General features: G+C 64.8%; 22 protein-coding genes and 1 riboswitch. Of the genes, 18 read left to right on the top strand and 4 right to left on the bottom strand.

The window, feature by feature from the left end:
- Position 1: 1 nt before the first annotated feature.
- From CAF53_RS04185 to CAF53_RS04105, 17 genes are all read left to right on the top strand, one after another.
- Positions 2-1,204, top strand: a complete 1,203-nt coding sequence (locus tag CAF53_RS04185) for a putative peptidoglycan glycosyltransferase FtsW (RefSeq protein ID WP_046764731.1) — start codon at positions 2-4, stop codon at positions 1,202-1,204.
- On the top strand, positions 1,201-2,382 hold the full coding sequence (murG, locus tag CAF53_RS04180) for an undecaprenyldiphospho-muramoylpentapeptide beta-N-acetylglucosaminyltransferase (protein ID WP_046764730.1): 1,182 nt from the start codon (positions 1,201-1,203) through the stop codon (positions 2,380-2,382). Before CAF53_RS04185 ends, murG begins: the two co-directional genes overlap by 4 nt.
- Positions 2,379-3,800 carry a UDP-N-acetylmuramate--L-alanine ligase gene (gene murC / locus CAF53_RS04175; protein ID WP_046764729.1) on the top strand — a complete coding sequence of 474 codons (1,422 nt, stop codon included), beginning with the start codon at positions 2,379-2,381 and terminating at the stop codon, positions 3,798-3,800. The genes murG and murC overlap by 4 nt, the downstream gene beginning before the upstream one ends.
- Complete coding sequence (locus tag CAF53_RS04170; protein ID WP_100237416.1) at positions 3,800-3,997, top strand: hypothetical protein; 198 nt, start codon at positions 3,800-3,802, stop codon at positions 3,995-3,997. The genes murC and CAF53_RS04170 overlap by 1 nt, the downstream gene beginning before the upstream one ends.
- On the top strand, positions 3,994-4,935 hold the full coding sequence (gene murB / locus CAF53_RS04165) for a UDP-N-acetylmuramate dehydrogenase (protein WP_084733218.1): 942 nt from the start codon (positions 3,994-3,996) through the stop codon (positions 4,933-4,935). Before CAF53_RS04170 ends, murB begins: the two co-directional genes overlap by 4 nt.
- A complete protein-coding gene (locus CAF53_RS04160) occupies positions 4,932-5,882 on the top strand; it encodes a D-alanine--D-alanine ligase (RefSeq protein ID WP_100237415.1) in 951 nt (316 codons plus the stop codon). Before murB ends, CAF53_RS04160 begins: the two co-directional genes overlap by 4 nt.
- On the top strand, positions 5,875-6,822 hold the full coding sequence (locus CAF53_RS04155; RefSeq protein ID WP_100237414.1) for a cell division protein FtsQ/DivIB: 948 nt from the start codon (positions 5,875-5,877) through the stop codon (positions 6,820-6,822). The genes CAF53_RS04160 and CAF53_RS04155 overlap by 8 nt, the downstream gene beginning before the upstream one ends.
- A gap of 5 nt (positions 6,823-6,827) precedes the next feature.
- Positions 6,828-8,114, top strand: a complete 1,287-nt coding sequence (ftsA, locus tag CAF53_RS04150) for a cell division protein FtsA (RefSeq protein WP_100237413.1) — start codon at positions 6,828-6,830, stop codon at positions 8,112-8,114.
- Between the two features lie 109 nt (positions 8,115-8,223).
- Complete coding sequence (ftsZ, locus tag CAF53_RS04145) at positions 8,224-9,678, top strand: cell division protein FtsZ (protein WP_046764723.1); 1,455 nt, start codon at positions 8,224-8,226, stop codon at positions 9,676-9,678.
- A gap of 174 nt (positions 9,679-9,852) precedes the next feature.
- Positions 9,853-11,577: an SPOR domain-containing protein gene (locus CAF53_RS04140; protein ID WP_197707362.1), complete on the top strand. Its 1,725-nt coding sequence runs from the start codon at positions 9,853-9,855 to the stop codon at positions 11,575-11,577.
- Positions 11,578-11,587: 10 nt separating this feature from the next.
- Complete coding sequence (locus CAF53_RS04135; protein ID WP_100237411.1) at positions 11,588-12,745, top strand: deoxyguanosinetriphosphate triphosphohydrolase; 1,158 nt, start codon at positions 11,588-11,590, stop codon at positions 12,743-12,745.
- A gap of 88 nt (positions 12,746-12,833) precedes the next feature.
- Positions 12,834-12,933: riboswitch (glycine riboswitch) on the top strand.
- A gap of 176 nt (positions 12,934-13,109) precedes the next feature.
- On the top strand, positions 13,110-14,261 hold the full coding sequence (gene gcvT / locus CAF53_RS04130; RefSeq protein ID WP_046764720.1) for a glycine cleavage system aminomethyltransferase GcvT: 1,152 nt from the start codon (positions 13,110-13,112) through the stop codon (positions 14,259-14,261).
- Positions 14,262-14,323: 62 nt separating this feature from the next.
- Positions 14,324-14,695 carry a glycine cleavage system protein GcvH gene (gene gcvH / locus CAF53_RS04125; RefSeq protein WP_046764719.1) on the top strand — a complete coding sequence of 124 codons (372 nt, stop codon included), beginning with the start codon at positions 14,324-14,326 and terminating at the stop codon, positions 14,693-14,695.
- A 52-nt stretch (positions 14,696-14,747) separates the two neighbouring features.
- Positions 14,748-16,106 (top strand): aminomethyl-transferring glycine dehydrogenase subunit GcvPA, encoded by a 1,359-nt coding sequence (gene gcvPA, locus CAF53_RS04120; RefSeq protein ID WP_100238686.1) that lies wholly within the window; start codon positions 14,748-14,750, stop codon positions 16,104-16,106.
- Positions 16,103-17,668, top strand: coding sequence for an aminomethyl-transferring glycine dehydrogenase subunit GcvPB (gcvPB, locus tag CAF53_RS04115; RefSeq protein WP_100237410.1), 1,566 nt, complete (start codon positions 16,103-16,105; stop codon positions 17,666-17,668). The genes gcvPA and gcvPB overlap by 4 nt, the downstream gene beginning before the upstream one ends.
- Positions 17,665-18,309, top strand: a complete 645-nt coding sequence (locus tag CAF53_RS04110) for a DUF938 domain-containing protein (RefSeq protein WP_100237409.1) — start codon at positions 17,665-17,667, stop codon at positions 18,307-18,309. Before gcvPB ends, CAF53_RS04110 begins: the two co-directional genes overlap by 4 nt.
- Positions 18,310-18,404: 95 nt before the next feature.
- Positions 18,405-19,286: a hypothetical protein gene (locus CAF53_RS04105; protein WP_100237408.1), complete on the top strand. Its 882-nt coding sequence runs from the start codon at positions 18,405-18,407 to the stop codon at positions 19,284-19,286.
- On the opposite strand, the gene CAF53_RS04100 is transcribed toward CAF53_RS04105, so the two are convergent.
- From CAF53_RS04100 to CAF53_RS04090, 3 genes are all read right to left on the bottom strand, one after another.
- The gene (locus CAF53_RS04100; protein ID WP_197707361.1) at positions 19,243-21,234 is read right to left on the bottom strand and encodes an ATP-binding protein; all 1,992 of its coding nucleotides are present in this window, start codon (positions 21,232-21,234) and stop codon (positions 19,243-19,245) included. The two genes, CAF53_RS04105 and CAF53_RS04100, sit on opposite strands and share 44 nt — an antisense overlap.
- 122 nt (positions 21,235-21,356) lie before the next feature.
- Positions 21,357-22,574: an aminotransferase class I/II-fold pyridoxal phosphate-dependent enzyme gene (locus CAF53_RS04095; protein ID WP_100237407.1), complete on the bottom strand. Its 1,218-nt coding sequence runs from the start codon at positions 22,572-22,574 to the stop codon at positions 21,357-21,359.
- A 92-nt stretch (positions 22,575-22,666) separates the two neighbouring features.
- Entirely contained in the window at positions 22,667-22,909 is a 243-nt protein-coding gene (locus CAF53_RS04090) for an acyl carrier protein (protein ID WP_100237406.1), read from the bottom strand.
- 113 nt (positions 22,910-23,022) lie between these two features.
- Here CAF53_RS04090 and CAF53_RS04085 point away from each other — a divergent pair, with 113 nt between their 5' ends.
- Positions 23,023-23,562 carry a Pycsar system effector family protein gene (locus CAF53_RS04085; protein ID WP_100237405.1) on the top strand — a complete coding sequence of 180 codons (540 nt, stop codon included), beginning with the start codon at positions 23,023-23,025 and terminating at the stop codon, positions 23,560-23,562.
- Positions 23,563-23,573: 11 nt separating this feature from the next.
- Here the strand turns inward: CAF53_RS04085 and CAF53_RS04080 are convergent, their stop codons facing one another.
- A complete protein-coding gene (locus tag CAF53_RS04080; protein WP_100237404.1) occupies positions 23,574-23,852 on the bottom strand; it encodes an ETC complex I subunit in 279 nt (92 codons plus the stop codon).
- Positions 23,853-23,862: the final 10 nt, after the last annotated feature.

The following is a 23,862-nucleotide window of genomic DNA, read 5'->3' as shown; positions in this document are numbered from 1 at the left end:
CATGTTCAGGGCTGGTGAACTGGTCAAGGAGTTCAGGAACCGCACCGTCCCGCGTGAGCGCACGGCGCTGGCCATCTGGTTCTGGGAAATCGACCGCGTGTTGCTGTCGCTGATCGTCGCGCTGATGGCGATCGGGTTGGTCGCCGTCGCGGCAGCCTCGCCGGTCGCGGCGATCGACCGTTCCACCAGCACGGTTTCGGTAACGCCGCTCATCTATTTCTACCGCCAACTCATGTGGGTGTTCATCGGTCTGCCGATCATGCTGGTGATCTCCATGCTGCCGCGGACCCAGGCGCGTCGGCTGGCGGTCGGGCTCTGCATCTTTTTTGCGATCGCGCTGTTGCTGGTGCCGGTGCTGGGATCGGTGGTGAACGGGGCGAAGCGCTGGATCGACCTGCCGGGCTTCCGCTTCCAGCCCTCCGAGTTCCTGAAGCCCGTCTATGTCGTCACCATGGCCTGGCTGCTTTCCCTGCGCGGCAAGGACATGACGCTGCCGGTGATCCCCTTTACCGGCGCAACCACGGCGCTGATCGCCGCGATCCTCATGAAGCAGCCGGACTTCGGCCAGACCGTGATCTTCCTCGCCTGCTGGGGTGGTCTGCTGCTGCTGTCGGGCGTGTCGATGAAGGCTATCGGCGGTCTTGCCGGCGCCGGGCTGGGTGGGTTGGTGCTGATGTACATGTTCTACGAGAATGGACGTCAGCGGATCAACGACTTCCTGGGTATCGGTGTGGCGCAGGATATGGGGCCGGACCAGACCGAACTGGCCTTCCGCACCATCACCCATGGCGGTTTCCTGGGTGTCGGGCCGGGCGGCGGGCAGGCCAAATTCCGGCTGCCCGAGGCGCATACCGACTATATTTTCTCCGTGATCGGGGAGGAGTTCGGCCTGCTTGCCTGTATCGGCATTGCTTGCGTCTATCTGGCCATCGTGGTGCGCGTGTTTCTGCGGATGCTGGATGAGGATGATAATTTCACCATCCTCGCAGCAGCAGGCCTCACCACCCAATTCGGCTTGCAGGCGATCATCAATATGGGCGTCAATGCCCAGATATTTCCTTCCAAGGGCATGACGCTGCCCTTTATCAGCTATGGCGGCTCCTCTATGCTGGCGCTTTGTATCGGCGTCGGCCTGCTGCTCGCGTTCACGCGGCGCAATCCCTTCATGGGTCGGCACACGGTCGTCAAATGGAGTGGTCGATGAGCATTTCCCGACACTTCGTCCTCGCCGCAGGCGGGACGGGTGGTCATATGATTCCAGCGCACGCCGTTGCGGAAGAGTTGATGCTGCGCGGGCACCATGTCGCGCTGGTAACGGACGAGCGCGGTGCGAAGATTCCCGGCATTTTCGATAAGGCGCCGGGAAGCCGGGCGCAGGTCCATGTCATGCCTGCCGGGCGGATGACCAAGAATCCGAAGAGTTGGCCGGGGGCGTTGCAATCGATTCTGGCCGGCCGGGCGATGGCGCGGCGCTTGAACGAGACGTTCCGTCCGACCGCCGTGGTCGGCTTTGGCGGTTATCCGGCCATGCCGGCGCTGCTTGGCGCGCTGGCCGACGGCATTCCGACCGCGATCCATGAGCAGAATGCCGTGCTGGGCCGGGTGAACCGCTATCTGGCGGGACGGGTTGATGCGATCGCGACGGCCTATCCCGACGTGCAGCGGCTCAAGGATCGCTATGCCGACAAGGTCCATCTGATCGGCAATCCGGTGCGCGACGAAGTGAAGCAGCTTCGCGAGGAGGAATTCCCCGCGCTGACCGACGAGAGCGTGTTTCGCGTGCTGGTGATCGGCGGCAGCCAGGGCGCGACCATCCTGTCGAGCGTGGTGCCCGATGGCCTCGGCATGTTGCCGCTCAGCCTGCGCCGCCGGTTGCAGGTGACGCAGCAATGCCGTGCCGAGGATATCGAGCGGGTACGCAAGCTCTATGCCGATCTTGAGATTCCGGCCGATCTGGCGACCTATTTCAACGATGTTCCGGAAAAGCTGGGCTGGTCGCATCTGGTGATTGCGCGAGCGGGGGCTTCGACGCTGGCGGAACTGACCTGCGCTGGCCGTCCGGCGATCCTGATCCCGCTGCCGAGCGCCATGGACGACCATCAGACCGCCAACGCCCGCGAGATGACCGAGGCGGGCGGAGCGCGGACGATACCGCAGGCGCGCTTCACCGCGGTCGAACTCGCCAAGCAGATGCAGAAAATGGCGCTGGAACCCGGCGCGCTTCAGAACGCTGCCAGGCGCGCCCGCGCCTGCGGCCGCCCCGACGCGGCGCGCGACATGGCCGATCTGCTGGAAAGCATCGGCTCCGCGCCGATCATGAACGATCCGCTCAAGGTCGGCCCGACGCCGACCAGCCTCAATCTCCAGGGAGTTCCCGCATGAAGGGTGTCGGCACCGACATCGGCACGATCCATTTCATCGGCATTGGCGGCATCGGCATGTCCGGCATCGCCGAAGTGATGCATAATCTGGGTTACAAGGTTCAAGGGTCCGACGTGGCGGAAGGCTATGTCGTCGAAGGGCTGCGCAAGAAGGGCATAGCGGTGATGATCGGCCACAAGGCCGAGAATCTGGGCGACGCGGCCGTGGTCGTGACCTCCACCGCGATCAAGAAGGGCAATCCGGAAGTCGATCTGGCGCTGGAAAAGCGCGTGCCCGTCATCCGCCGCGCCGAAATGCTGGCGGAACTGATGCGCCTCAAATCCACCGTCGCGGTCGCGGGCACGCATGGCAAGACCACGACCACTTCCATGGTCGCGGCGCTTCTGGACGCGGGCGGGGTCGATCCGACCGTGATCAATGGTGGTATCATCAACAGCTACGGCTCCAACGCCCGCCTCGGCAAGAGCGACTGGATGGTGGTCGAAGCCGACGAGAGCGACGGCAGCTTCCTGCGGCTGGACGGTACGCTGGCGGTCGTGACCAATATCGATCCCGAGCATCTCGACCATTATGGCAGCTTCGACAAGGTGAAGGACGCCTTTGTCGAGTTCGTCGAGAATGTGCCGTTCTACGGCGCCGCGATGCTCTGCCTCGACCATCCGGAGGTTCAGGCCATCCTGCCCCGCGTGCAGGACCGGCGTATCGTCACCTATGGTTTCTCGGCGCAAGCCGATATTCGGGGCGAGAATGTGCAACCGGTTCCCGGCGGCAACCGCTTCGACGTGCAGATCCGCGAACGTGACGGCTCCGCCCGCCGCATCGAGGGCATCGAAATGCCGATGCCGGGCCGCCACAATGTGCTGAACGCCATGGCGGCGATCGGCGTGGCGCTGCAAATGGGCATCGACGACGCGACCATCCAGACCGGCTTCGCCAAGTTCGGCGGGGTGAAGCGCCGCTTCACCAAGGTCGGGGAAATCGCCGTTGGCGGCGGCACCGCGACCGTCATCGACGACTATGGCCACCATCCGGTCGAGATCAAGGCCGTGCTTGCCGCTGCCCGCGAAGGTGCGAAAGGCCGGGTCATCGCCGTGGTCCAGCCGCACCGTTTCACGCGTCTGCGCGACCTGATGGACGAGTTCCAGCAGGCCTTCAACGATGCCGATCTCGTCTATGCGGCGCCGGTCTATCCGGCGGGCGAGCAGCCGATCGAGGGTGTGGACAGCGCCGAGCTCGTCGCCGGTCTCAAGCGTCGCGGCCATCGCCACGCTGCGACCATCGAGAGCGCGGACGATCTTGCGCGCGCGATTGCCGCCGATGTGCAGGCCGATGACATGATCATCTGCCTGGGCGCGGGCGACATCACCAAATGGGCGGCGGGGCTGGCTCCGGCGGTCGCGGCGAAAGAGGCGGTCTGATGTTTGAGTTGTTCAATGTTGGCCTCGAAATGCAGAAGCGGATGATCGACATCCAGATGCAGGGCGTCGAGGTCGCGCAGCAGATGGTCGACGCGGCCCAGCGCAATGTCGATGTCGGGCTCGCCGCCCATGATGCGGGTGAGGCTGGCATGAAGGCGATGAAGGGCTGGATGCGGCTTTGGGGGATGTGCGATTGACGCTGGCGGCGAACTCCCTCCCTCCGGTTCGCGGCTCGCTCAAGGCGGATGCGCCGCTTGGTCCCCTTGTCTGGTTCAAGGCGGGGGGCCGCGCGCAATGGCTGTTCGAGCCGAAGGATGCCGAAGACCTTTCCGATTTTCTGCGCCTGTGCGATCCGGCGATCCCGGTGATGGCGCTGGGGCTGGGGTCCAACCTGATCGTCCGCGATGGCGGCGTTCCGGGTGTGGTCGTGCGCCTTGGCAAGCCCTTCGCCAGGGTGGAGCAGGTGGACGCGACGTCGCTGCGTTGCGGGGGAGGGGCTTCGGGTATCCTCGTTTCCTCGACGGCGCGGGATGCCGGGATCGCCGGACTGGAGTTCCTGCGTTCGATCCCCGGCACGGTCGGCGGTTTCGTGCGGATGAATGGTGGCGCCTATGGACGCGAGACCTGCGATATTCTCGTCGAGTGCGAAGTGGTGCTGCGTTCGGGTGAGCGGGTAACGCTGCCGCTCGACGCGCTGGGCTACACCTATCGCCACAGCATGCTGCCCGAAGGCGCCGTGGTGGTGAGCGCGGTCTTCCGGGGCGTTCCGGGCGAACCGGCCGCGATCCAGGCGGAGATGGACCGCATCGCCGCCGCGCGCGAGGAAAGCCAGCCGCTGCGCAGCAAGACCGGAGGGTCGACCTTCAAGAATCCGGAAGGGCACAAGGCTTGGGCCCTTGTGGATCAGGCCGGATGCCGCGGCCTGCAACTGGGCGGGGCGCAGGTCTCTGAGAAGCACACCAATTTCCTCCTCAACCTCGGCGATGCGACCAGCGCGGACATTGAGGCTTTGGGCGAGGAGGTCCGCCGCCGCGTCAGGGAAAAGAGCGGCGTTGAACTGGAATGGGAAATTCAGCGTGTCGGCCTGTTTGCCGACGACGCCAATCAGGAAAATCTAGTGAGGTTGTCGAAATGAGCCGTGGTCCCTGGCATGTTGCCGTCCTGATGGGCGGCTGGTCGGCCGAGCGGCCCGTTTCGCTGTCGAGCGGCGAAGGCGTCGCCAAGGCACTGGAATCGCGCGGGCACAAGGTCACGCGGATCGACATGGACCGCGATGTCGCTGCGCGTCTTGCCGAAGCCAAGGCCGATGTCGTGTTCAACGCCCTCCATGGCGTCCCCGGCGAGGATGGCACGGTGCAGGGCATGATGGACCTTATGGGGCTCACCTACACCCATTCGGGCCTTGCCACCTCGGTCATCGCCATCGACAAGCAGCTTACCAAGCAGGCACTGGTGCCGCACGGCATCCCCATGCCCGGCGGGCATATCGTGAGCAGCGAGAGCCTGTTCGAAGCCGATCCCTTGCCGCGCCCCTATGTGGTGAAGCCGGTCAATGAGGGCAGTTCGGTCGGTGTCGCCATCGTGACACAGGACGGCAATTATGGCTCACCCATCGGCCGCGATGTCGAGGGGCCGTGGCTGCATTTCGATGAACTGCTCGCCGAACCCTATATTCGCGGCCGGGAACTGACGACGGCCGTGCTGGGCGATGAAGCGCTGCTGGTGACCGAATTGCGGCCCAAGAGCGGCTTCTATGATTTCGACGCCAAATATACCGACGGCATGACCGAGCATGTCTGTCCGGCGGAGATTCCCGAAGAGATTGGGGAGGCTTGCAAGGCGATCGCGTTGCGTGCCCATCAGTTGCTGGGCTGCAAAGGGGCCTCGCGGTCGGATTTCCGCTGGGACGACAATCAGGGGGTCGAGGGCCTGTTCCTGCTGGAGGTCAACACCCAGCCGGGCATGACGCCCTTGAGCCTTGTGCCCGAACAGGCGGCGAAGCTGGGCATTGACTATGCGGAACTGGTGGAGCGTATAGTCGAGGACGCACTGCAAGGTGCAAGGGGGGCGAAACATGGCTGAAGCACGCATCCGGCGTGGCGGAACGGCGCGGTTGACGCGCACGACCGGCGCGCGCGGTCGCAGTGGGGCAAGGGGCCGTACGGCCAAGCGGCGGAGCTGGGTGGACGGCCTGCTCGATCTGCTGCCCTTCAGCGAAGAGACGCTGCAACGTGCGGCGAGTTGGACGATCGTCGGCATCGTGCTGGCGGGCGTGGTCGGCATCGCCATGGTGATGGGCGTTCCCGCCATGGCCGGACAGAAGGCGTCGGAACTTGCCGCCAAGGCCGGTTTCGAGGTCGAAAAGGTCGAAGTGCGCGGCGTCGAGCGAATGGACGAACTGCCCATCTACAATATCGCCCTGGGTCAGGTGAGCCGCTCCATGTTGGCGCTCGATCTGCCCAAGGTACGTGGCGACATGCTGAAACTGGGCTGGGTCAAGGATGCGCGCATTTCCCGCCGCCTGCCCGACACGCTGGTGGTCGATATCGTGGAGCGCGATCCGGTGGCGGTTTGGCAGCATGACGGCCAGCTCCACCTGATCGACGTGCAGGGTGTGGTGCTGCAATCGGTGTCGGCGGGTGCGATGCCCGACCTGCCGCTGGTGGTGGGGCCGAACGCCAATCTCCAGACCGCGGGCCTCAACAAGCTTATGGAGAATGCGCCTGCGCTGAAGCCGATGCTGGCCGGCGCGACCTGGGTCGGGAACCGACGCTGGGATTTGCGCTTCCAGTCGGGCGAGACGCTGTCGCTGCCAGAGGGTGACAAGCCCTCCGCGACCGCGCTTGTCAATTTCGCGCGCATGGACGGGGTGAACCGTCTGCTCGGACGAGGCATCGTCAAATTCGACATGCGTGACCCGGACCGTTTCGTGCTGCGTCTGCCGCAAGGCCAGGCGACCGGCGCATCGGATGATAAGCCCGCTGCGAGCGCGGAAGCGCCCGCAAAGGGTGAGGAAGGTTAAGCTTCATGGCCCAGCCCAAGGTCGACAAGCTCGTCACCGCGATCGATATCGGATCGTGGAAGGTGTCGGCGCTGATCGCGGGGCGCACCGAAAATGGCGAGTTGGCGATCCTGGGCACCGGCCAGCGCGAGAGCAGGGGCGTGCGGCGCGGTTTCATCGCCGACATGGAGCGCACCGAACTCGCGGTGCGGGAAACGGTCGAGCAGGCCGAAAGGGTCGCCGGCACCAATATAGAGGATGTCTGGGTCAGCTTTTCGGGCGGCAGCCTGGTCAGTGACGTCGTCACGGTCGAGCGCGACATGGGCGGCTATCGCGTCGAACAGGCGGATATCGACGATCTGCTCACCACGGGGCAGCAGGGGATCGATCCCGACGGCCGGGTGGTGCTGCATGCCCAGCCGACCTGTTTCACCATCAACGGCCGGGTGCCGGTGAAAAAGCCGCTGGGGATGCATGCCGACCTGCTGGGCGTCGACATCCATGTGGTGCTGGCCGACGGGGCTCCGCTGGCCAATCTCGACCTGTGCGTGCGGGGCGCCTATCTCAACGTCAATTCGATCGTCGCCTCGCCGATCGCAACCGGGCTCGCCTGCCTGTCGGAAGAGGAGCGGGACCTGGGCGTCGCGCTCGTCGAACTGGGCGCGGGCGTCACCAATGTCTCGCTTTATGCCGGCGGAATGCTGGTGGGCCTGCACAGCATTCCCATCGGCGCCTCGGACATTACCGACGACATCGCCTCCGCCTTCGGCATTCGCCGCAGCCAGGCGGAGCGGATCAAATGCTTTTACGGTTCCGCGATGCAGAACCGCCGCGATTTCCGCGACATGATCGAAATCGCCGCGCCCCATGGCGATGTCGCCATTCCCGGGCAAAGCGCAGGGCCCAATGCCGATGGCGGCAAGATCACCCGTGCCGCGCTGGTGGCGGTGATCTGCGAACGGCTGAACCAGATCATGGTCGAGGTCAATGCGGCGCTGGCGGGCATGGGCTTCAACACGCCGACCGGACGGCAGGTCGTGCTGACCGGCGGCGGCGCGGAAATGAAGGGCATTGCGGATTATGCGCAGGGGGCCCTGGGGCGTGCCGTGCGCATCGGTCGGCCGCGTGGCCTTGCCGCACTGCCCGAGGCGCACAGTGGTCCGGCCTTTGCGACACTCGCCGGTCTTGCGCTTTACGGCGCTTCGAACCCGGTTGATCTTAGAACGATAGCACCCGCTCCTCAGACGGTTCATCGTATCGGCGCGCCTGCATGGTGGCAGAGAATGGTGAAGGCGATGAAGACGAACTATTGAAATAAACGTCGATAGACGAAATTACCTGGTGAAATACGCCATCATCTGTTGCATTAACCTTCGATGACAGTTTCGCTCACGACATCGAAGCTGGAGGGAGCTAGAATTTATGAGCATTGAAATCAGCCCACCGCATGTGGACGAATTGAAGCCACGCATCGCGGTGATCGGCGTCGGCGGCGCGGGCGGCAACGCCATCGCGAACATGATCGCCGCCTCGGTCGAGGGCGTGGATTTCATCGTCGCCAATACCGATGCGCAGGCACTGAACGCCTCGCCCGCGGAACGGCGCATCCAGCTTGGCCCGCAGATCACCGAGGGTTTGGGCGCCGGTTCGCGTCCCGAAATCGGCAAGGCCGCCGCTGAGGAGACCATCGCGTCCGTCGAGCAGGCGCTGGACGGCGCGCATATGTGCTTCATCGCGGCGGGCATGGGCGGCGGCACCGGCACCGGCGCGGCGCCCGTCATCGCCAAGGCGGCGCGCGATCGGGGCATATTGACGGTCGGTGTCGTGACCAAACCCTTCACCTTCGAGGGCAATCGCCGCATGAAGTCGGCGGAGAGCGGCATCGAGGAACTGCAGAAGCATGTCGATACCCTCATCGTCATCCCGAACCAGAATCTCTTCCTGATCGCCAACCCCAACACCACCTTCAAGGAAGCCTTCCAGATGGCGGACGAGGTGTTGCAGCAGGGCGTTCGCGGCATCACCGACCTGATGGTCATGCCGGGTCTCATCAATCTCGACTTCGCCGACGTCCGCTCCGTCATGGGCGAGATGGGCAAGGCGATGATGGGCACCGGCGAAGCGGAAGGCGACGGCCGCGCATTGCAAGCCGCGGAAAAGGCGATCGCCAATCCGCTGCTCGACGGCGTGTCGATGCGCGGCGCGAAGGGCGTGATCGTCTCCATCGTCGGCGGCGACGACATGCGCCTGATGGAAGTGGACGAGGCCGCCAACCATATCCGCGAACTGGTCGATCCGGATGCGAACATCATCTGGGGTTCGGCCTTCAACGACGGTCTCAACGGCAAGATCCGCGTGTCGGTGGTCGCCACCGGCATCGACAGCGATGCGTCGGGTGCCGCGGCGCCGCTGACCCAGCCGTTCAGCTTCACCAGCCGTCCGGCGGTTGCCGTGCCCAGTGCGGCCGCGCCCAAGCCCGCACCCGTTGCCGCGCCCGCGCCTGCCCCGGTCGCTGCGCCGGAGCCGGAGCCCGAAACGCTGGAACTGGACGTGCCGGCCGCGCCTGCGCCTGCGCCGCTGACTCCACCGACCGCGGAACAGCCCAAGTCCGCGCCGCTGGCGCCGCCGCGTCCGGCCGCCGTCTTCTCGGACGAGGACCCGTCGCAGGACGAACTGCTGTTGGGTGCAGAGGAAGCCGAAGCCAAGCCTGCCCCAGCGCCTGCGCCGCAGGGCGCGCCGCGCGTTGCCACGGGGGGCACGCTGTTCGAGCGCATGGCAGGTCTGACCCGCGGTGCGGACAAGGGCGCTGCCGCCAGTGACGATGGTGCTTCGGCTCCGGACATCCCGCGTTTCCTGAATCGTCAGAGCAACCAGTAATCGGGCGCGGGTTTTTCCCGGCCCCGTCAGAACAAGCGCGCCATCGGTTGCCATGGGCAACCGGGCGCGCTTTTTCTTTAGACATATTCCCTTGTCCCGCCTCCTTCCGCTAAAGGGCTCCCTGTGAGACGTTATGACATATGGATTCTCGGCGGGCTGCTTTTAGCGGGCACCATGCCAGCGCAACCCATTCTGGCACAGCCCGCCCAGGTGCAGGCGATCCGCCCCTCCAGCGCTGAAAATCTCAACAATAATCTGGCGCGCCTGGCATCCAATCCACGTGACGTGACGGCGTTGATCGGTGCGGGGGAAGCGGCGCTCGACATGGACGATGCGCGGGCGGCCGCAGGGTTTTTCGCCCGTGCCGACATGCTCGCGCCCAGCAATGGGAAGGTGAAGGCGGGCCTTGGCCGGGTCATGCTGAAGAACCAGAATCCGGCCGAGGCGCTGCGCCTTTTCGATCAGGCGACGCGGCTGGGCTATCCCGAGGCGACGCTGCTGTCGGATCGCGGCCTCGCCAGGGACATGACCGGCGACCAGGCTGGCGCGCAGCGGGATTATCACGCGGCGCTCCAGCGGACGCCCGATGATGTGGAACTCACCCATCGCTATGCCGCCTCGCTGGGCATATCGGGGCAGGTGGACGCCGCGGAACGGGTGCTGAAGCCGCTCCTCTACAAGAGTGATCGGGCTGCCTGGCGTTATCGTGCCTTCATCCTAGCGATGAACAACCGCCAGGCCGATGCGAAGAAGATCGCCGAGCAGACCATGCCGTCGCAGCTCGCCACCGCAATTCTGCCCTATATGCAGAAAATGCCCTATCTGACCGCCGCCCAGAAAGCGGCGGCGGTGCATTTCGGGCATTTTCCGGCCAATGTCGGCACCAGCATCGCCGCGATTACGCCGACGCCGCCCGCTTTCGCATCGGTGGCGCCGAGCGTCAGGCCACCGCTTGCCGAGACGCCGCAGCCGGTCAAGCCGGCGAAGCAGGATCGTCGTTCGCGCCGCAACGGTACGGATGGCACCACCCTTGCCCAGGCGAATGTGGTCGCTCGTCCGGTTCCGGCGCAATCTCCCGCGCCGGTTCAGATCGCTCCCCGGCCGGTCCAGCAGGCTGGAAGTACCGCGCAGAATGTGCAGGGGCCGCCCGCGCCCGGTTTCGAATCCGTTCAACCCCCCGCAACCGCCACCCCATCGGGCAGCCAGCTCAATGCGATCACGCTGGCGCAGGCATCAGCGCCGCGCACGCCAGCGCCGCAACCGCAGGGCGTGCCATCGGCCCAGACGCCCGTTGCCACACCGTCTGCCGTCGTCGAAGCCGCGCCTGCCGCTGCCGCCCCGGAGCCACAGATCGACCCGGCCGTCACCCGATCGCTGGCCGATATCATCCATGCCATCGACGTGCCGGAATCAGAGCGCCAGTCGAGCGTTGTCGCGGTCGACCTGACCGAAATCGCGCAGATGCAGGCCGCGCGCCGGGCCGAGCGCGAAGTTGCGGCCGCGGCGGCAGCGGACAAGGCAAAGAAGGCGGCCGCCGCCAAGGCCAAGGCTGAAGCTGATGCCAAGGCGAAGCAACTGGCCGAGGAAAAGAAGAAGGCCGCCGAGGAAAAGGCGCGCCTGGCCGCCAATCCCTCGCGCAACTGGCTTCAGGTCGGTACGGGGGCGAACAAGGGCGCGTTGGCCTTCACCATGAAGGGGCTGCGCAAGAAATATGATTCGCTCGAACCCCAGGACGCCTGGGTCGCGGGCTGGGGCCGGACCAACCGTCTGCTGGTTGGGCCGTTCGCCAGCTTCACCCGGGCCAAGGCGCTGGAGGACAAGCTGAAAGCGGCGGGTGCGGATGTGTTCGCCTGGAAAAGCGATGCCGGAGAGGTGGTCGAACGGCTTCCGGCCAAGTAGGGCGACTTCCATGACGCTGCTTGCTTCCTATGCCTCGCATCCCGACCGGAGCCGGGGCCGCCTCCACGCCGAGCCGGGCGGCGAGATGCGGGGACCGCGCGACCTGTTCCAGCGTGATCGGGACCGCATCATCCATTCCATCGCTTTCCGCCGCCTGCGGCACAAGACGCAGGTGTTCGTGTCGCCCGACGGCGATCATTTCCGCGTCCGCCTGACCCACAGCCTGGAGGTGGCGCAGATCGGCCGAACGACCGCGCGGACGCTGGGGCTGAACGAAGACCTCACCGAAGCGCTCTGCCTGGCCCATGATATCGGCCATCCCCCCTTCGGCCATGCGGGGGAGGATGCGCTGGAAGCGGCGCTGGACTCCCATGGCGGCTTCGATCACAACGCGCATACGCTGCGTACGCTGATGCTGCTGGAAAGTCCCTATCCGCTGTTCCGGGGCCTGAATTTGAGTTGGGAGATGCTGGAGGGGCTGGCCAAGCATAATGGCCCCGTCACCAGGCCCGGCTGGGCGATGGGGGAGGTGGACGCGCTGTTCCCGCTCGACCTGTCCAGCCATGCTTCCCTGGAGGCGCAACTGGCCGCGATCGCCGATGACATCGCCTATGACAATCACGATATCGATGACGGGTTGCGGGCAGGGCTGTTGACCCTGGACCAGCTTCTGTCCGTGCCGCTGGTCAAGACCTGCTGGGAGCGTGTGCGTGCCCGCTATCCCGACATAGCCGAGGACCGGCTGCTGCGTGAACTGGTGCGCGAGCAGATCGGCGCCATGGCGAACGACCTGATCGCCGCTACGCGCGCCAACATCGCTGATTCCGGCGTGGAGACGGTGGAGGATGTTCGCCGGGCCGGGCGCACCCTCGTCGCCTTCTCGCCCGAACTTGCGGCGCAGGAGCGCGAACTCAAGCGTTTCATGTATGCAACGCTCTACCATCATCCCTCGCAACTCGCCGCGGCCGACCGGGCGCGGGTGATCGTAACCGACCTTTTCCGCGCCTATCAGGCCGACCCGATGCTGATGCCGGTGGAATGGCGCGCCGATTGCCTGTCGTCCGAACCGCAGCGCAGCCGCCATATCGGCGACTTCATCGCCGGGATGACGGACCGCTATGCTGAGAAATGTCATGCCGAAATCTTCGGCAGGCTGGAGATGGCCTGAAACGGCGCCGGCCCGAAGATTGCCCGATTGACGCGCGAGCGCGTTTGACGCAATGCGAGAAGGTCTCCGGCGTCGAGGATTCGACTCCGGACTTGATGCGGGAGAGCATGGGAAGCCTTTCAGGCCACCCCGTCGCCGAAGGAGCAACCGCCCCGGAATCTCTCAGGCCAAAGGACCGCATCATGGGCAGGCACTCTGGAAAGCGGACGGTTTGATCGCCGTCCCACCGAAGGGGTAAGCCATCCGGTCGATTGGCCGGTGGTCAAAGCTCTCAGGTTCCGTGACAGAGGGGGTGGCAGACGCGGCGAGTCCGATTCCGGACTCAGGCGTGTGTCGCCAGTAACCCGCACGGAAAGGCCACCCCATGTCAGGCAATGACGACATCGCCCATATCGAAGAAGAATTGCCGTTGCAGGACCTGCCGCTCGACGCCTGGCATCGGGCGAAAGGCGCGCGGATGGTCGGCTTTGCGGGCTATCATATGCCGATTCAATATGAAGGCATCATGGCCGAGCATGGCTGGACCCGTGAACATGCCGGGCTGTTCGACGTCAGCCATATGGGGCAGCTCACCTTCTCCGGCGAAGGCGTGGACGAGGCGCTGGAGCATCTGCTGCCGAGCGATATCAAGGGGCTGAAGCCTTTCCGCCAGCGCTATTCGATGCTGCTGGACGAAGAGGGCGGCATTCTCGACGACCTGATGGTCTCGCGTATTGGCGGCGATGCCTTTGACGGCGCGGACATCTACATGGTCGTCAACGGCGCGACGAAATATGACGATATCGGCTGGATGATCGAGCATCTGCCCGACGAAGTCGTGATGAATCATATGGACGAGCAAGCATTGCTTGCGCTCCAGGGGCCTGAGGCGGGCGAGGCTTTGGCGACGCTTATTCCCGAAACCGCCGCCCTTGTCTTCATGCAGTCCGGCCCGTTCGTCTGGCGCGGCGTGCCGTTGTGGATCAGCCGTTCAGGCTATACCGGCGAGGACGGCTTTGAAATCAGCGTTCCGGCTGGAGATGTGGTGTTGCTGGCGGACGCGCTCTGCGCATTGCCGCAGGTGAAGCCCATCGGCCTTGGCGCGCGGGACTCGTTGCGTCTGGAGGCAGGCCTGCCGCTTTACGGCCATGATCTGACGCCCGCCGTCAGCACCATCGGCGCCGACCTTGGCTTCGCGATCCAGAAGCGCCGCCGCGAGGAAGGCGGTTTCATCGGCCATGCCCGCGTGATGAAGGAACTGGCAGACGGGCCGGGTTCCAGGCGCGTGGGCCTGAAGATCGAAGGGCGTTTGCCGGCCCGCGAAGGCGCGGCCATCTATGCCGGCGATGTGCTGGTGGGCGAGGTCACTTCGGGCGGTTTCGCGCCGACCGTGGGCGCGCCGATCGCCATGGGCTGGGTCAGCCTGCCGCATGCCGGGCTGGATGAGGCGCTGGAGATCGAGGTACGCGGCAAACGCATCGCTGCCACCGTTGCGCCGATGCCGTTCGTGCCGCACCGTTACCGCCGCAAGGCGTAATTTTTCTTTTGTTTTTTGTTGGTCGTGATTTTCAAGCAAATCACTCCGAGGGGAGAACAACCATGAGCCGTTATTTCACCGACGAACATGAATGGATCGATGTCGAGGGCGAAATCGCCACCGTCGGCATCACCGACTATGCGCAGGAGCAGTTGGGCGACATCGTGTTCGTCGAACTGCCCGCCGAGGGCACCAGCTTCGAAAAGGGCGACGACGCCGCCGTCGTCGAGTCGGTCAAGGCCGCTTCGGACGTCTACGCGCCGATCTCGGGCGAAGTCGTCGAAACCAACAGCGCGCTGGAGGACGAACCCGCGCTGGTGAACAGCGACGCCGAGGAAGATGGCTGGTTCTTCAAGCTGCGCATCGCCGATGCGAGCGAACTGGAAGGCCTGATGAACGAAGCCGCCTACAAGAAGTTCGTGGCTTCGCTTTGATTTGATCACCGCCATCTCCGGTCGTCCGGGGATGGCGCCGCAGGAAAATATCATGCGCTACCTACCCCTTACCGACACCGACCGGCAGGAGATGCTGTCCGTCATCGGCGCGACCTCCATCGACGACCTGTTCGTGGATGTTCCCGCTGAGGCCCGGCTTTCCGACAAAATTGCTGGCCTGCCCGATCATGCCAGCGAGCTGGCGGTCGAGCGCCATATGGCGGCGCTGGCGCGGAAAAATCTGTCGGCGGGGGAGGCGCCCTTCTTCCTCGGCGCAGGCGCCTATCGGCATCATGTGCCCGCCAGCGTCGATCACCTGATCCAGCGCGGCGAGTTTTTGACCGCCTATACGCCTTATCAGCCGGAAATCGCGCAGGGCACGTTGCAGGTGCTGTTCGAATTCCAGACCCAGGTCGCGCGGCTGCTGGGCTGCGACGTGGCCAACGCGTCCATGTATGACGGTTCGACCGCCTGCTGGGAAGCGATCGGCATGGCCCGCCGCATCACCAGGCGGGGCAAGGCGATCCTGTCAGCGGGCCTGCATCCCCATTATGTCTCGGTCGCCAACACCATGGCGAAATTCACCGGCGACGCACTGGTGCATCAGGCGCCGACGCTGGACGCGGCGACCGATATCGACGCGCTGATCGCGTGGATCGACCAGGATACGAGCTGTGTCGTCGTCCAATATCCCGACATTCTCGGCCGCATCGACGACCTGACGCCGCTGGCCGAGGCCGCCCATGCGGCAGGCGCGCTGCTGGTCGCCGTGGTGACGGAGCCTGTCGCCTTGGGCGCGATCAAGGCGCCGGGCCATATGGGCGCGGACATCGTTGTCGGCGAAGGCCAGTCGATCGGCGTCGGCCTCCAGTTCGGTGGCCCTTATCTCGGCCTCTTCGGCTGCAAACAGAAATATGTCCGCCAGATGCCTGGGCGGCTTTGTGGTGAAACGGTGGACGCCGCGGGCAAGCGGGGCTTCGTCCTGACGCTCTCGACCCGCGAGCAGCATATCCGGCGCGAAAAGGCCACGTCGAACATATGCACCAATTCCGGTCTCTGCGCGCTGGCATTCAGCATCCACATGACGCTGCTGGGTGAGAAGGGGCTGCGTGAACTGGCGGGTCTCAACCATGCGCTTGCCTGTCAGGCCGCCGACCGTCTGGCGCAGGTTCCGGGCGTGAAGTTGCTCAACGACAGCTTCTTCAACGAATTCACGCTGGTGCTGTCGAAGGACGCCCGCGACGTTGTGCGCAACCTTGCCGACAAGGGTGTATTGGGCGGCGTATCGCTGGGCCGCCTGTTCCCGGACGCGCCGGAGATCGGCAACGGTCTGGTCGTCGCCGTCACCGAAACCGTGACGAGCGAGGACATCGAGGCCTTTGCCAAGGCGCTTGAGGAGGAACTGGCATGACCATGCTGAAGGAAGGCCGCCCCACCGCGCCGCAAGCTGTAGCTGAAGCCGGCACGGCCACCGCCACGGGCAACCGCGCGCTGATGCTGGAGGAAGCCCTGATCTTCGAGATCGGCTCGACCGCCACCACCGGCGTCGATTTCGCGGAAGCGCCGAAGGTCGCCAGCCGCCTTGGCAACCTTGTCCGCACCGATGCCATCGGCCTGCCCGGCCTGTCGGAGCAGGAGACGGTGCGCCATTATACCCGCCTCAGCCGCCAGAATTACGCCATCGACCTGGGGCTGTTTCCGCTCGGCTCCTGCACGATGAAGCATAATCCGCGCCTGAACGAGAAGGTGGCGCGGATGCCCGGCTTCGCGGACCTTCACCCGCTTGCGCCGCAATCGACGGTGCAGGGCGCGCTGGCGGTGATCCATGAACTGGCCGCCTGGCTGGTGACGCTGACCGGCATGCATTCGGTCGCGATGAGCCCCAAGGCGGGCGCGCATGGCGAGCTTTGCGGCCTGCTGGCGATCCGCGCCGCGCTGGAAGCGCGCGGCGACGCCCGTAGTGTCATCCTCGTCCCGGAAAGCGCCCATGGCACCAACCCGGCCACCGCCGCCTTCTGTGGTTACAAGGTGGAGGATATTCCGGCGACCCCGGATGGCCGGGTTGACCTCGAAGCGCTCAAGGCCCGCCTTGGCGCTGATGTGGCGGCGGTGATGATCACCAACCCCAACACCTGCGGCCTGTTCGAGCGCGACATGAAGACGATCTCCGACGCGGTGCATGCCGCCGGGGCCTTCGTCTATTGCGACGGTGCGAACTTCAACGCCATCGTCGGGCGGGTCCGTCCCGGCGACCTGGGCGTCGACGCGATGCACATCAACCTGCACAAGACCTTCTCGACGCCCCATGGCGGCGGTGGTCCCGGTTCGGGGCCGGTGGTGCTGTCCGAAGCGCTCGCTCCCTTCGCGCCTCTGCCCTTCGTCGAACGCCGGGGCGACGCCTTCGTGCTGGTCGAGGAGGAAACGGCGGAGGAGCATCACGGCCAGACCTTCGGTCGCATGGTCGCCTTCCACGGTCAGATGGGAATGTTCACCCGCGCGCTGACCTATATCCTCAGCCACGGTGCGGACGGTCTGCGTCAGGTCGCGAGCGACGCGGTGCTGAACGCCAATTACATCCTGCGCAGCCTGGACGATGTGCTCGACGCGCCGTTCGGCGGCAGCGGTCCGTGCATGCATGAGGCGCTGTTCAGCGACAAGGGGCTCGCCGAGGGCTTCACCACGCTCGACATCGCCAAGGGGCTGATCGACGAAGGCTTCCACCCGATGACCATGTATTTCCCGCTGGTCGTCCATGGAGCGATGCTGGTCGAACCGACCGAAACGGAAAGCAAGGCCGCGCTCGACCAGTTCATCATGGCGCTGCGGAACCTCGCCGAACGTGCCAAGGCGGGGGATGAAGCGCTCAAGGGCGCTCCCTATTTCGCCCCACGCCGCCGCCTGGACGAGACGCTTGCCGCGCGCAAGCCGGTCCTGACCTGGACCGAACCGGCGCTGGCGCAGGCCGCCGAATGACGGACCGGCCGGAACCGTGGGAACCCGGTTCCGGCCCCGTTGGCGGGAATAAGCGTTTCGCTCCCGCGACGCTGCGCAATCGTGATGCCATTCTTGCCGTGTTGCGGGAGGTGCTGCCGCCCTCCGGACTCGTGCTGGAGGTAGCGAGCGGCAGCGGCGAACATGCGATCCATTTCGCTGCCGCGTTGCATGCGCTCGACTGGCAGCCGAGCGATCCCGATCCGGCGGCACTGGCCTCCATCGAGGCATGGCGTGCCGAAGCCGGCCTAGCCAATGTCCGGTCGCCGATCAGGCTCCATGCGGAGGCCGATTGGCCGATGGACAGGGCCGACGCGATCCTGTGCATCAACATGGTCCACATCAGCCCCTGGACAGCGACGCTCGGCTTGTTGAGGGGGGCGGGCAGAGTGCTGCCGCCGGGCGGTTTGCTCTACCTCTACGGACCTTATGTCCGGGACGGCGTGGAAACGGCGCCCAGCAATCTGACCTTCGATGCATCGCTCAGAGCGCGCGATCCGCAATGGGGCTTGCGCCGGGTGGAGGATGTGATCGCAGCCGCCGACGATGAAGGGCTGGCTTTCCAGTACCTCATCGGCATGCCTGCCCATAATCTGTCGTTGATATTCAGACGTCGGCCTTGAAACCGTGCCGTGCTCCTGCGAAGGCAGGAGCACGGATTGGATGCCGGAACTGGACTTCTGCCTTCGCGGGAGTACGGCGTGCCCGAACAGAGAAGATGCCGCAAAACCTCATCTCCCTCGTCACCGCCGAACTTTCCGCACCGGCCGATCCGCGCGCCGCGGCGATGGCGGGGGCGCTGGCCGCCCAATATCCCGACGCCTCGCGCGCGGTGCTGTTCTACGGCTCCTGTCTGCGGGAAAAGAATCTCGATGGCCTGATGCTGGATTTCTACCTGATCGTGTCGGACTATCGCGCCGCCTATGGCAAGCGCTGGCTGGCGGCCGCCAACCGGCTGATCCCGCCCAATGTCTTCCCCTTCGAGCATAACGGTCTGATCGGCAAATATGCGGTTCTGTCGGAGGCGGATTTTGCGCGGCTCAACGGCCCTGCTGCCGACAATGTGTCGGTCTGGGCGCGTTTCGCTCAGCCGGCGCGACTGCTCTGGGCGGCGGACGACCTCGCGCGCCAGCGCGCGATCGGCGCCGTTGCCAACGCGGCGCCGACCTTGCTGTCGCTCGCCCGGCCCCTCGCGCATGCGCAGGATGCTCTGACGCTCTGGAAGACGGGTTTCACGCTGACCTACGGCGCCGAATTGCGTGCGGAAAGGAAGGGGCGTTCGCTCTCCATCGTCGAGGCCGATCCGGACCGTTATCGCCGTTTCGGACAGGCGGCGCTGGCGCAGGGCCTGCCGCCATCACCCATGCCGGAGGAAGCCGCCAGCCGCTGGCGCCGTTTGCAACGGCGCGGCAAGTGGTTGTCGGTCATTCGTCTCGCCAAGGCGAGCTTCACCTATGCGGGCGGCATCGATTATCTGGCGTGGAAGATCAACCGCCACGCCGGCACGCAGATCGAGATCAGGCCCTGGCAGCGGCGCTGGCCGCTGCTCGGTGCGCTCACTCTGCTGCCGCGGCTGTTCCGGGGTGGTGCGATCCGCTGAGTGCATGGGACAGCGCATGGGAAAGGCCCATCAGCGTATAGGGCTTGCGCAGCACCTCATGTCCCGCGAAATCAGCGCTTCCGGTGGTGTCGCCCGCATATCCGGTCACGAACAGCACCGGCACATGGGCATAGGCGGCGGGCAGCGTGCGGATCATTTCCGGCCCGGTCATGTCGGGCATCAGCACGTCGCTCATGATGAGGCCAATGTCCCTGTGGCTCGTCAGCAGCTTGGCCGCCTTTGACGGATGGTCGCAGGCGACGGGCAGATGTCCCAGTTCCGCCAGCGCCGCTATGGTCTGGTTGAGCACGCGGGGATCGTCTTCCACCACCAATATGCGCGTCGGCGGTTGGAGTACGGGCTCCCGCTCCGGCGCATGGGCACCGGCCGGTTCCTCGCCCTCCGCGCTGATATGGCGGGGCAGGTAGATGTGGACGCTGGTGCCCTTGCCGACCTCCGACTCGATCCGGATCTCGCCCTCGCACTGATGGACGAAGCCGAAAATCTGGCTGAGGCCCAGGCCCGTGCCCTTGCCGACCGGCTTGGTCGTGAAGAAAGGCTCGAACACCCGTGACAGCACGTCCGGTGTCATGCCGCAGCCATTGTCGCTGACGGTGAGCGTTACATAGTCGCCCCCAGCGCACTCACCGATCTCGTTCGCTGCGAGATGCGCCTGGCCGGTCCGGATTACCAGCTGGCCGCGCCCTTCCATCGCGTCGCGGGCATTGACGCAGAGGTTAAGGATCGCATTTTCCATCTGATGCTGGTCGACGAAGATGCGCCATCCCTTCGCCTGATTGTCGAAGGCCATGGTGATCTGGTCGCCGATCGATCGGTCGATCAGTTCGCTGATGCCCGACACCAGCCCATCGGGATCGACCGCGCTGGGCAGCAGCGGTTCGGAGCGGGCGAAGGCCAACAGGCGGCGGGTCAGCGCGGCGGCGCGATTGGCGCCCTCCATCGCATTGTCGAGATGACGGCTCGCCTCCTGCGGTTTCAGGCGCAGCTTGCGCTTGGCCAGTTCCAGCCCGCCGACGACGACCGCCAGCATATTGTTGAAGTCATGCGCGATGCCCCCGGTAAGTTGGCCGACAGCATCCATCTTCTGCATCTGGCGCAGATTTTCCTCGGCCGCAGCGCGCTCTGCGGTTTCCTTCTTGAGCCGTTCATAGGCGTCCGACAGTTCCACCGTCCGCGCCGCCACCGCTGCTTCCATCCTGTCGGCGCGCTCGCCCTCCGTGTCCGCCTGCCGCCGGGCGTTGCGCCGTTCCGAATAGGCGGCATTGGCCAACCAAAGGGCGAACAGCACGCAGACCAGCAGCACCAGCCCGAACAGCTGCGACGTCTTGCCCACCCATTCGGTGCGGTCGCCAGCCAGCGAAACCGCTTGGCTGCGTTCCTGCAACCGGGCGTTTTCCGCCTCGATCACGCGGTCGAGCAGCATGGTGATCTGGCGCAGATCCTCCGATTTTCCCGCTTGGTGGAATTTGGCCAGCGCCGTCATCTTCTGGTCGTAGGTGGTGCGCAGCCCGATTTCGCTCAATGTCTTGCCGCGCTGGTCGAAGGCGACCTGCAGAGCCTGGACGTTGTGCCGCTGCCAACCCGCCTCGCGCGTGGCGTAGCTCATCGCCTTGAGCTGGCTGGCGGCGGTGCGCCACTGGTCCTGGAACAGGCGCCCGGTATCGGGGTCGAGGCTGATGACATACCGGGCCAGCGTCACCTCGGCACGCGCGGTCTTCGCTTCGAATGCGCGGGCGAGGGCGATGATCTCATAGCTACGACGCTGCTCATCCAGGGCCTGCTGGTGATCACGCGACGCATTGCTGGCGCTGTAGAGCAACGTTCCCAGCGACCCGATCAGCAACACCACAAGCACCAGCGGCAGAAAGCGGCGCGCCCCCGCTCGCCATCCGGTCGCCTGCTCATCCATGAAAAAGCCGTCCGCCATCGATAGTTACACTAGACGAACAGCTTTACGCGAGAAATGCCATAGGTGAAAGGTTCCGATTTCGCGTGGGCTTCCGTCGCGATAATCGACCGTCTGGCCGAGCTGCTGCGCTGAAGACGCGATCAGCAGATCGCGCCTGTCGCCTTCCCCGCCGCTTCGAACATGGCGATGATCTGTTCGACCTGCTCATCGCTATGTTCCGCGCAGAGCGAGCAGCGCAGCAGGAAGGTGCCCGCTGGCGTTGCGGGGGGACGCGCCATGTTGACGTAGAGGCCGAGTTCCAACAGCGCCTGCCACATCGCCACTGCCTGGGCCTGGTCGGTCAGGATGACGGCAATGATCGCGGACTGCGGCGTTTCGGTGCCCAGCTTGAAGCCGAGATCGGTCAGCCCCTTGTGCAGCCGCTGGCTGTTCTTCCATAGATGGGCGCGCTTCTCCCCCGCATGCATCAGCTTGCGGATCGAAGTCGCAGCGGTGGCGACGACGCTGGGCGGCAGCGAGGCGGTGAAGACATAAGGACGGCAGACAAGGCGCAGGACCTCGAACTTCGGGTGGTTGGACACGCAGAAGCCGCCCACCGTGCCGACCGATTTGGAGAAGGTGCCGACGATGAAATCGACCTCCTTTTCGACGCCCTGCTCTTCATAGACGCCCCGGCCATTGGGACCGAAAAAGCCCATGCCATGGGCTTCGTCGACCAGGATCATGCAATTGGGATGCTTGCGCACGGCGGCGACCATGGCAGGCAGGGGCGCGACATCGCCCAGCATCGAATAGACGCCCTCCAGCACCACCAGCTTCAGCGCGTCGGCGGGCAGACGGCCAAGACGCTTGTCCAGATCCTCCACGCTGTTGTGGCGGAAGCGGACGATCTCCGCGTCGCCCAGGAAGCAGCCGTCATAGATGGAGGCGTGGCTGTCTGCATCCAGAACCACATAGTCGCCCTTGCCCGCCAAGGTGGAGATCATGCCCAGATTGGCCTGATAGCCTGTCGAGAAGACCATGGCGCTTGACGTGCCGTAGAAATCCTTGAGCGCTTCCTCGACTTCCTTGTGGCCCTGATAGGTGCCATTCAGCACACGGCTGCCGGTGGTGCCCGCGCCGAAATCGTCCAGTGCCTTCTTGCCCGCTGCGACCACCTCCGGATCGAAGGTCATGCCCATATAATTATAGGTGCCGAGCAGGATCGTGTCCTTGCCCTTGATGACCGCCTGGGTCGGGGACTTCACCTCATCCATCACGATCGCGAAGGGATCGCGCACACCAGTCGCCAGCAGCGCTTCGCGCTCGGCGATCAGGGAATCGAATTTGGAGAAAAGGTCGCGGTTATTGCTGGTCATATATGGTCCCAATAGCCGTTCATCCGGGCAAGGCCGGACGCTACGCAAATAGGTTGGCGCTGTCGCCAGCGCCGGAGATCGGCACGGGCGGTTCAGCCCTTCAGCTTCGCCACGGCATCCACGAGCTGGCCGATCGTTTCGATCTCTGCCTGCAAGTTCATGGTGATGATGATGTCGAATTCGTCCTCGATCGCCGCGACGAAATCCATCACGGTCAGGCTGTCCCACTCCAGATCGCCCGCGAAGGTGGTGGCCTCGGTCAGTTCCACGCCCTTTTTGTTGAAGGGGTCGATCTGGCTCAAAACGCTGTCGAAAATTGGCTGGCGATCCGTCATTATCCGTGGTGCTTTCCGTGAAAGAGCGGCTTTTTGCCCTCAAGCGTCGCTCTTTGGCAAGGGAATAAGGCGGCAATCGGGCATGAGTGTCGCGAAAAAGGGGAGGGGAAAAGATGATGGAGGCGATCAGCGCTCCGGTGCCCAATGCGATCCACCTGCTCCGCACGGCGGTGCAGACCAATATGCAACTCAGCCAGATGGCCGATCAGAAGGCGAATATGTTGATCGGCGCGTCGATGGTGATCTTCACCCTGTGCGTCGCGCAGTTGCGGGCGGGGGCGCTGGTCTGGCCGGTGGCGGTGCTGGCGGTAGGGGTGTTCCTGGCCGCGACCTGCGCGATCCTGGCGGTTCTGCCCAGTGTCGGTCCATCCCGTGTCGGCCCGTCGCGCGGCGGCGTGGGAGAGCACGACAATCTGCTGTTCTTCGGTGTCTTTACCAACCTGAGCGAGACGGAGTTCAGCGATCGGATGATGCTGCTGGTATCGGATGACGAGGCGCTTTGCCGCGCCATGCTACGCGACATGTATCAGAATGGGCAGGTGCTCCAGCGGCGAAAATATCGCTGGCTGGGCTATGCCTACCGGCTGTTCCTGACCGGCGTGGTAACGAGCTTCGCGACGCTGGTCGTGGATGTGGCGCTGGGGTGGCGTTAGAAATCCGCCGGTTAGCGGAAATTGTCGGCGTAGGCCTGAATCTTCAGCGTCTTGGGCGCGGTTGCGATCACGCTGTACGCAATCCCCTCCCGCTCCGCATAGGCACGCGCGGTCTCCTCCGACGAGAAAGTCAGCTTGATCTGCTGCTTCATGTCGCCCGAACCCGCCCAGCCGGTCAGCGGATCGGGTCGCTTCGCTTCTGCGGGCACATATTCCAGCACCCATTTATGGGTCAGCGCCTTGCCGGATTGCAGGGCGTTCTTCTGGATCTGATAGATGCGCGCGCTCATCGCGATAGAG

The sequence above is a fragment of the Sphingobium sp. LB126 genome, assembly GCF_002795205.1.
Lineage (GTDB): Bacteria > Pseudomonadota > Alphaproteobacteria > Sphingomonadales > Sphingomonadaceae > Sphingobium > Sphingobium chungbukense.
This window is presented reverse-complemented; position numbering and strand designations above follow the sequence as displayed.